The organism is Microvirga aerophila (assembly GCF_003332305.1).
GTDB lineage: Bacteria > Pseudomonadota > Alphaproteobacteria > Rhizobiales > Beijerinckiaceae > Microvirga > Microvirga aerophila.
This window is the reverse complement of record NZ_QOIO01000127.1, coordinates 1-5,431: the sequence shown is the minus strand read 5'-3', so window position 1 is coordinate 5,431 and position 5,431 is coordinate 1. Positions and strand designations below refer to the sequence as shown.

The window sequence follows — 5,431 nt, the reverse complement described above, 5'->3', positions numbered from 1 at the left end:
AAACGATCCCCAATCAGAGATCGTCAGTCTCGCTGCTCAGACATGCGAATGTAAGGTGCGGCGAGAACACCGCTTACCATCAAAGCCAGGAAAGCGTCGCTGATATCGGGCAATCAGCTGCGGATCGAAGGTCGCCAGCCGGTCGCGCGGGATCTCCAGATCAATCTTGCCCGTGTCGGTGAGCACGGTCTTGCGGCCGTAACCGTTGCGGGTGTTGCCCGCACCATCCGTCTGGTCGAGATGATGGTCCATCTCGGCATTGAGCGCGCGCTCGGCCAAAGCCTTCTTGAGCTCGTCGAGCAGGCCGTCCTTGGCAAAGGCCGATTTGGCCTCAGCGCCCGCCAACAGCTGATCGAGGAGGTGATCTGCTATTCGAGGTTCCTTGCGGCGTGCCATGCGATGTCTCCTTCGAGATCATCGTAATGGCCCCACACGAAATTCCTGATAGTCCCTGGATTACAGGTCATGCTGCCCTCTCGCGGCTCAAGAACCTCGCACTGCCCTCTCCTCAGCCACCTCGGCTCTGCCGAATGCCCTGCAACAGTCTTTCCAGGGCAGATCCTAAACGGGGGTCCGATTCAGAGGCCAATGGAGGAATGCTGCTCTTCTTCACTAAAAGGCCTATAAGCATAGACTTTTCAGGTGGAATTGACGTACTAGTGGAACTCAGCAGCGTGTGCATCCTCAATGCCTCGGGCCGGATTGTTCGCGAGGTAAAAATCGCCAGCGGACCCAAGGCGTTTGCGGCATTTCTCGTCGGTTTGGGTTTGCCACTCCCACTCATCGGCGTTGAAGCTGGTCCCCTGTCGTAGTGGCTGTATGTATGCCAGCCTGCACAAGACCAACCGCCGCGATGTCTATGGCATAGCCCAGTTCCTATGCATGGGCCGATTCTGCCGGTCTCCTGCAAGTCACCGCCCAATCAGGTGGAGCGCGCCCTCCTCGCCGGCTACAAGCAGCCGCACGCCAAACGGCCCACTACAGAAGCACTACAGTAATGCATCTAGATGCACACATGCACGCTCAACGACTCGCTCTGCAAGATCCCCAATATTCGGAAATAGTGGCAAGCGGACGAGGCGCGCGCTAAGGTCGTCTGTGCAGGGTAGATCGGCGTGAACGCGGCCGTAGAATTTTCCTGCAGGAGCACTGTGCAGCGGAACATAATGGAACGGCGTCATCACGTCATCTGTACGCATTCGTGCTATGAATTCGTGGCGCGCATCTTCGTCTGGAAGAATTAAGTGAAAGAGGTGGCCATTATGCTTGCATTCAGAAGGAGTATACGGCACGCGAAGGCCACGATCTTGATAGCGAACAAAGGCGTTGAAGTAGTTATCCCAAGTTGTTAAACGATGGGAATTGATCTCATCGGCTTTTTCAAGTTGCCCTAGCAGAAAAGCCGCTATGAGTTCCCCCGGCAAGAAGGACGAACCAATATCAACCCATGTATACTTGTCAACCTGCCCACGGAAGAAGCGCTTCCGGTTCGTGCCCTTCTCGCGAATGATTTCTGCGCGCTCCATTAGGGCTGAGTTATTTATCGCCAGCGCCCCCCCCTCTCCTGAAATAATATTTTTTGTCTCATGAAAGCTTAAAGCCGCAAGATCTCCGAAGCTGCCAGCAGGCCGGTTCCTATAGGTTGAACCAAGCGCCTGCGCTGCATCCTCTACAACAGTAAGGCCATGTCGGTCGGCGATTGCACAAATTTCTTGCATATCAGCGCTCACGCCGGCGTAATGCACGGGCCAGATAGATCTAGTTTTCGAGTTTATCGCGGCTTCTATAAGCTTCTCATCGATATTCAGCGTGTCTGGCCGAATGTCGACAAAAACGGGGGTTCCACCTCGAAGAACTACTGCATTAGCTGTGGAAACGAAAGTGAATGATGGCATGATAACCTCATCCCCTGGTTGAATCCCTATTAGGATTGCGGCCATTTCCAATGCTGCAGTACAGGAGTGAGTAAGTAGAACTGCTTCAGCATTAAGGCGTTTACGTAACAACTCTTGACATCGACTCGTGAAAGGGCCATCGCCAGCTAATTGACCATTTTCGATAGCTTGGCTGATATAAGCAAGCTCACGTCCAGCTAGCACAGGTCGATTATAAGGGATTTTGCTCATCATGTTATACTAGCGTGTGCCAGTGTCCTTTTATAGCGGAGGGCTTTAGTCGGTTTCTTAAAGGAAGTGGCACACAGTTAGAGTGCCATGAATTGAATGTCTCTGTCGAATTTACATTTGTGTGGCCTTATCGACTGAATGCCCAAGCTTTTTGGCGGGTCTTCTCCCCACTGAGCCGATCAAGATTAGCATCAGCCGCGTTGGATTGTTGTTTCACAACTTCGTCGATAATATACGTCGGCCTATCCTTTACTTCGGCCAGTATTCGTCCGACATAAAGAGCACTTAAACCTAAAACAGAAATGATCACGCCGCCAAGGAACCAAACAGAGAGCATGGTCGTAGCCCATCCTGCAACTGTGAACTGGCCAGATAACCCTCCAAAGACTACGAAGACTGAGACCGCGATCGACAGAAGGGAGATGGTCATTCCTAAGGCGACGATCAGGCGTAGTGGCCGGTCGGAGAAGCTAATGATTACGTCAACTCCGAGACGTAATAATTTTCTGTAGCTGTACGAACTGCTGCCTGCAAAGCGCTCACTGTGGTCAACCTCAACCTCAGTTGCTGCGTAGCCAACCCATTGAATTATTGCAGGGAAGAATTTCATCTGCTCGTGCCACGAGGTAATCGTATCAATTACTGATCGGTGATACACACCAAAGTTCGCGACTTCCGGATTTTGTTTCGTTGAGGTGAGGTAACTCAAAACTCCGTAAAAGGCCTTGGATAGCAGCTTACGGTCAAATCTATCTTGGCGCTGTGTCCGCCTAGCGCGGACGACCTTGTAGCCTTCGAGTGCTTTTGTAATCAGCTTCGGGGTCTCTTCCGGGATATCCTGTAGATCACAATCGAGCACTACAATCCATTCGCCACGTGTGTACGCCAGCCCCGCTTGTATAGCTGAGTGCTGACCAAAATTGCGAGAGAGCCGAAGACCTGTTACTTCAGGATGGGCCTTCGCGAGCTTTTCCACAACTTGCCACGATCCTCTCGGACAACGGTCATCAATAAGAATAATCTCGTGTTGCCAGTTGTACTTTTCGCAGACTGCATGGATACGCCGCCTGAGTTCAGGCAAACTTTGGGGCGACCCATAAACCGGACTCACGAACGATAGGTAAATTTCGGCTGGTTCTGCTTCATTGCCCCGCGCTGGGTTCGTCGTTACGGAATCCATTGTTTGCCCTCTTCCAAGCTTGTGCTGGATCCGTTCTATCAAGATGAAAGGTTCTCGCACGAATGAAAGCTATTAGTCCATTGGCCCAGGCTACTTCAAGAGTGGGCTTGCTTAGCTCTGCTGGAGAAGGTTTGAGCCTATCCAACCTGTCCTTCTCCCCGGCTGAGCTGACAAATTCAAGCGTTGAGTGATGTGGGACGAGAATACAGAGCCCTTTGGCTCCATTAGGTGCAGCTTTGGCGCGGCTTCCTGCCTCTACCGGAGCCTTGCGGTCCCTCTCGCAGGCCTGCAGTTTTTCGTAACCAAAACTGCCCACACCTTGAAGAACCGCCACAATGTATCGATGCAGCAGCGATGCTGCGCTCCTCCCCAGCATCGCCCGCATCTCCCGAAGGCTGATATGGGAGGACACGTCGATCCGCTCTAGGACCCTACGCGGCGCGCGAGTATCATGATTGGAATCATCAGCTGAAAACAGATCGCAATTGCTCATCAGGTGCTTTAGCAACTTGGGCTAGGACTTTCCCGCTTGCTATGGTATCCGGCACCTTCGACGGTGGCAAAGGGCAGACTGGGGTTGTTGGACGGACTTCTATTGTTGGGGGGGGGAGCGGCCACGATTGGCCAATTCTTACGCTATTTAGCTGTCGGATTGGGAACTAACCTGTTCGTCCTCGCCATTTATTATGGTGCATCGCTTGGAGCGGGACTTCCCCCTAAGACATCATTGGCCGTGGCAAGCGCAATTGGTTTTGTTGTGTCCTTCGCCGCAAATCGTTTCTGGGCCTTCCGCTTCACTGGTGACGGTCCTCGTGCCTTTCTGCGGTACGCAGCTAGCTACGTGGGGAGTTTTGGCCTGCAGTGGCTCATCCTGTATTTAGGCGTCGATATCTTTAGGCTCCCTCACTCTTGGGTCGTCCTGTTCGGTCTGGGATGCGCGACCGCGGGGGTTTACGTACTTCAGCGATATTGGGTGTTCCCAGCCAAAGGGAGCAAAGGAGATGGCAATGTGGGCTTGCCCGAAGTGCCACAGCGTAACTGAGGCGTCAGAAGGCCGAGAGCCGTGGTCAGAAGATTGGCGCTGTCAGAATTGCGGTGCCGGAATAGAGTATCGCGACGGCGTAGCGTGCCTTGCCCCCGAGATGATCGATAGCTTGTCCGGGTTTGACCCACAGTTTTTTGATATCCTGGTCAAGTATGAGGAAACCAGCTTTTGGTTTGTCAACCGCGCCGCTCTGATCACCGCGCTCTTAGCCAGATACTTTCCGCATGCGGCCGAGTTGCTCGAGATTGGATGCGGCACCGGCTCTGTCCTTATGGCGATCCGGAAGGCAATGCCGAGAGTTAACCTGACTGGGAGCGAACTTCACCCCTCTGGCTTGATATACGCTCGGGAGCGGCTCGCGGATGGGGCTACTCTACTCCAGATGGACGCTCGCGATATCATAGCCCGCTCACAGTTCGATGTAATTGGGGCGTTCGACGTGCTAGAGCATATAGCCGAAGACGAAGCCGTAATGAGGCAGATGCATGTAGCATTGAAGCCGAGCGGCGGTGTAATTGTATCCGTCCCCCAGCATCGCTGGCTGTGGAGCCCAGCGGATGACGTGGCTTTTCATGAACGGCGCTATCCGCGGGGCGAGATGGAGAGGAAGTTAGAGGCGGCGGGGTTCCGCATACTGCACTCAACCTCGTTCAATTCGCTGCTCCTGCCCTTGATGATTGCTAGCCGTCAGATGATGATTTTGAGAGAACGTCGGGGCATAAAACGGGACGCCCTTTCCGAGTTTCAGATGTCCGGCTGGCTAAACCGAGTTCTGTCATCTGTCCTCCGGATCGAAGTCGGCCTCACGAAAGCAGGCATCCACTGGCCTGTAGGCGGGAGCCGCGTCGTGGTGGCGCAGAAGGCATAACTGTCGACGCTCATCCTGTCCTGACGACAAACAGGCTTGCTCCGATCGACTGTTTTCATACTGTGAGGGCCAGCCCTACTGGTGATTACACGTCAAAGCGAGTCCTGATAAAATTAGGTGTCGATGCAATATAAGGTTAGCGGTGTTCTCAGGCCACGGCCTTGAGGTCTGGCGCGGTGGCGTAGGCCCACGGCAGCAGATCATCGATGCGG

At 53.6% G+C, this 5,431-nt stretch carries 4 protein-coding genes and 1 pseudogene; 2 read left to right on the top strand and 3 right to left on the bottom strand.

Going from position 1 to position 5,431, the window contains the following annotated elements; all coding sequences use genetic code 11:
- Nucleotides 1-72 precede the first annotated feature (72 nt).
- From DRB19_RS28775 to DRB19_RS28760, 3 genes and pseudogenes are all read right to left on the bottom strand, one after another.
- A pseudogene (locus DRB19_RS28775) lies at nt 73-396 on the bottom strand (transposase); the annotation flags it as partial.
- A 593-nt stretch (nt 397-989) separates the two neighbouring features.
- Nucleotides 990-2,129, bottom strand: coding sequence for a dTDP-4-amino-4,6-dideoxygalactose transaminase (rffA, locus tag DRB19_RS28765; RefSeq protein ID WP_114189370.1), 1,140 nt, complete (start codon nt 2,127-2,129; stop codon nt 990-992).
- 124 nt (nt 2,130-2,253) lie between these two features.
- Nucleotides 2,254-3,306, bottom strand: coding sequence for a glycosyltransferase family 2 protein (locus DRB19_RS28760; protein WP_114189369.1), 1,053 nt, complete (start codon nt 3,304-3,306; stop codon nt 2,254-2,256).
- Nucleotides 3,307-3,862: 556 nt separating this feature from the next.
- On the opposite strand from DRB19_RS28760, the gene DRB19_RS32030 reads away from it, so the two are divergent.
- Together DRB19_RS32030 and DRB19_RS28750 are read left to right on the top strand one after the other, a co-directional pair.
- On the top strand, nt 3,863-4,348 hold the full coding sequence (locus DRB19_RS32030; protein WP_373867437.1) for a GtrA family protein: 486 nt from the start codon (nt 3,863-3,865) through the stop codon (nt 4,346-4,348).
- 112 nt (nt 4,349-4,460) lie between these two features.
- On the top strand, nt 4,461-5,219 hold the full coding sequence (locus DRB19_RS28750) for a class I SAM-dependent methyltransferase (RefSeq protein ID WP_245439899.1): 759 nt from the start codon (nt 4,461-4,463) through the stop codon (nt 5,217-5,219).
- The last annotated feature ends 212 nt before the right edge of the window (nt 5,220-5,431 follow it).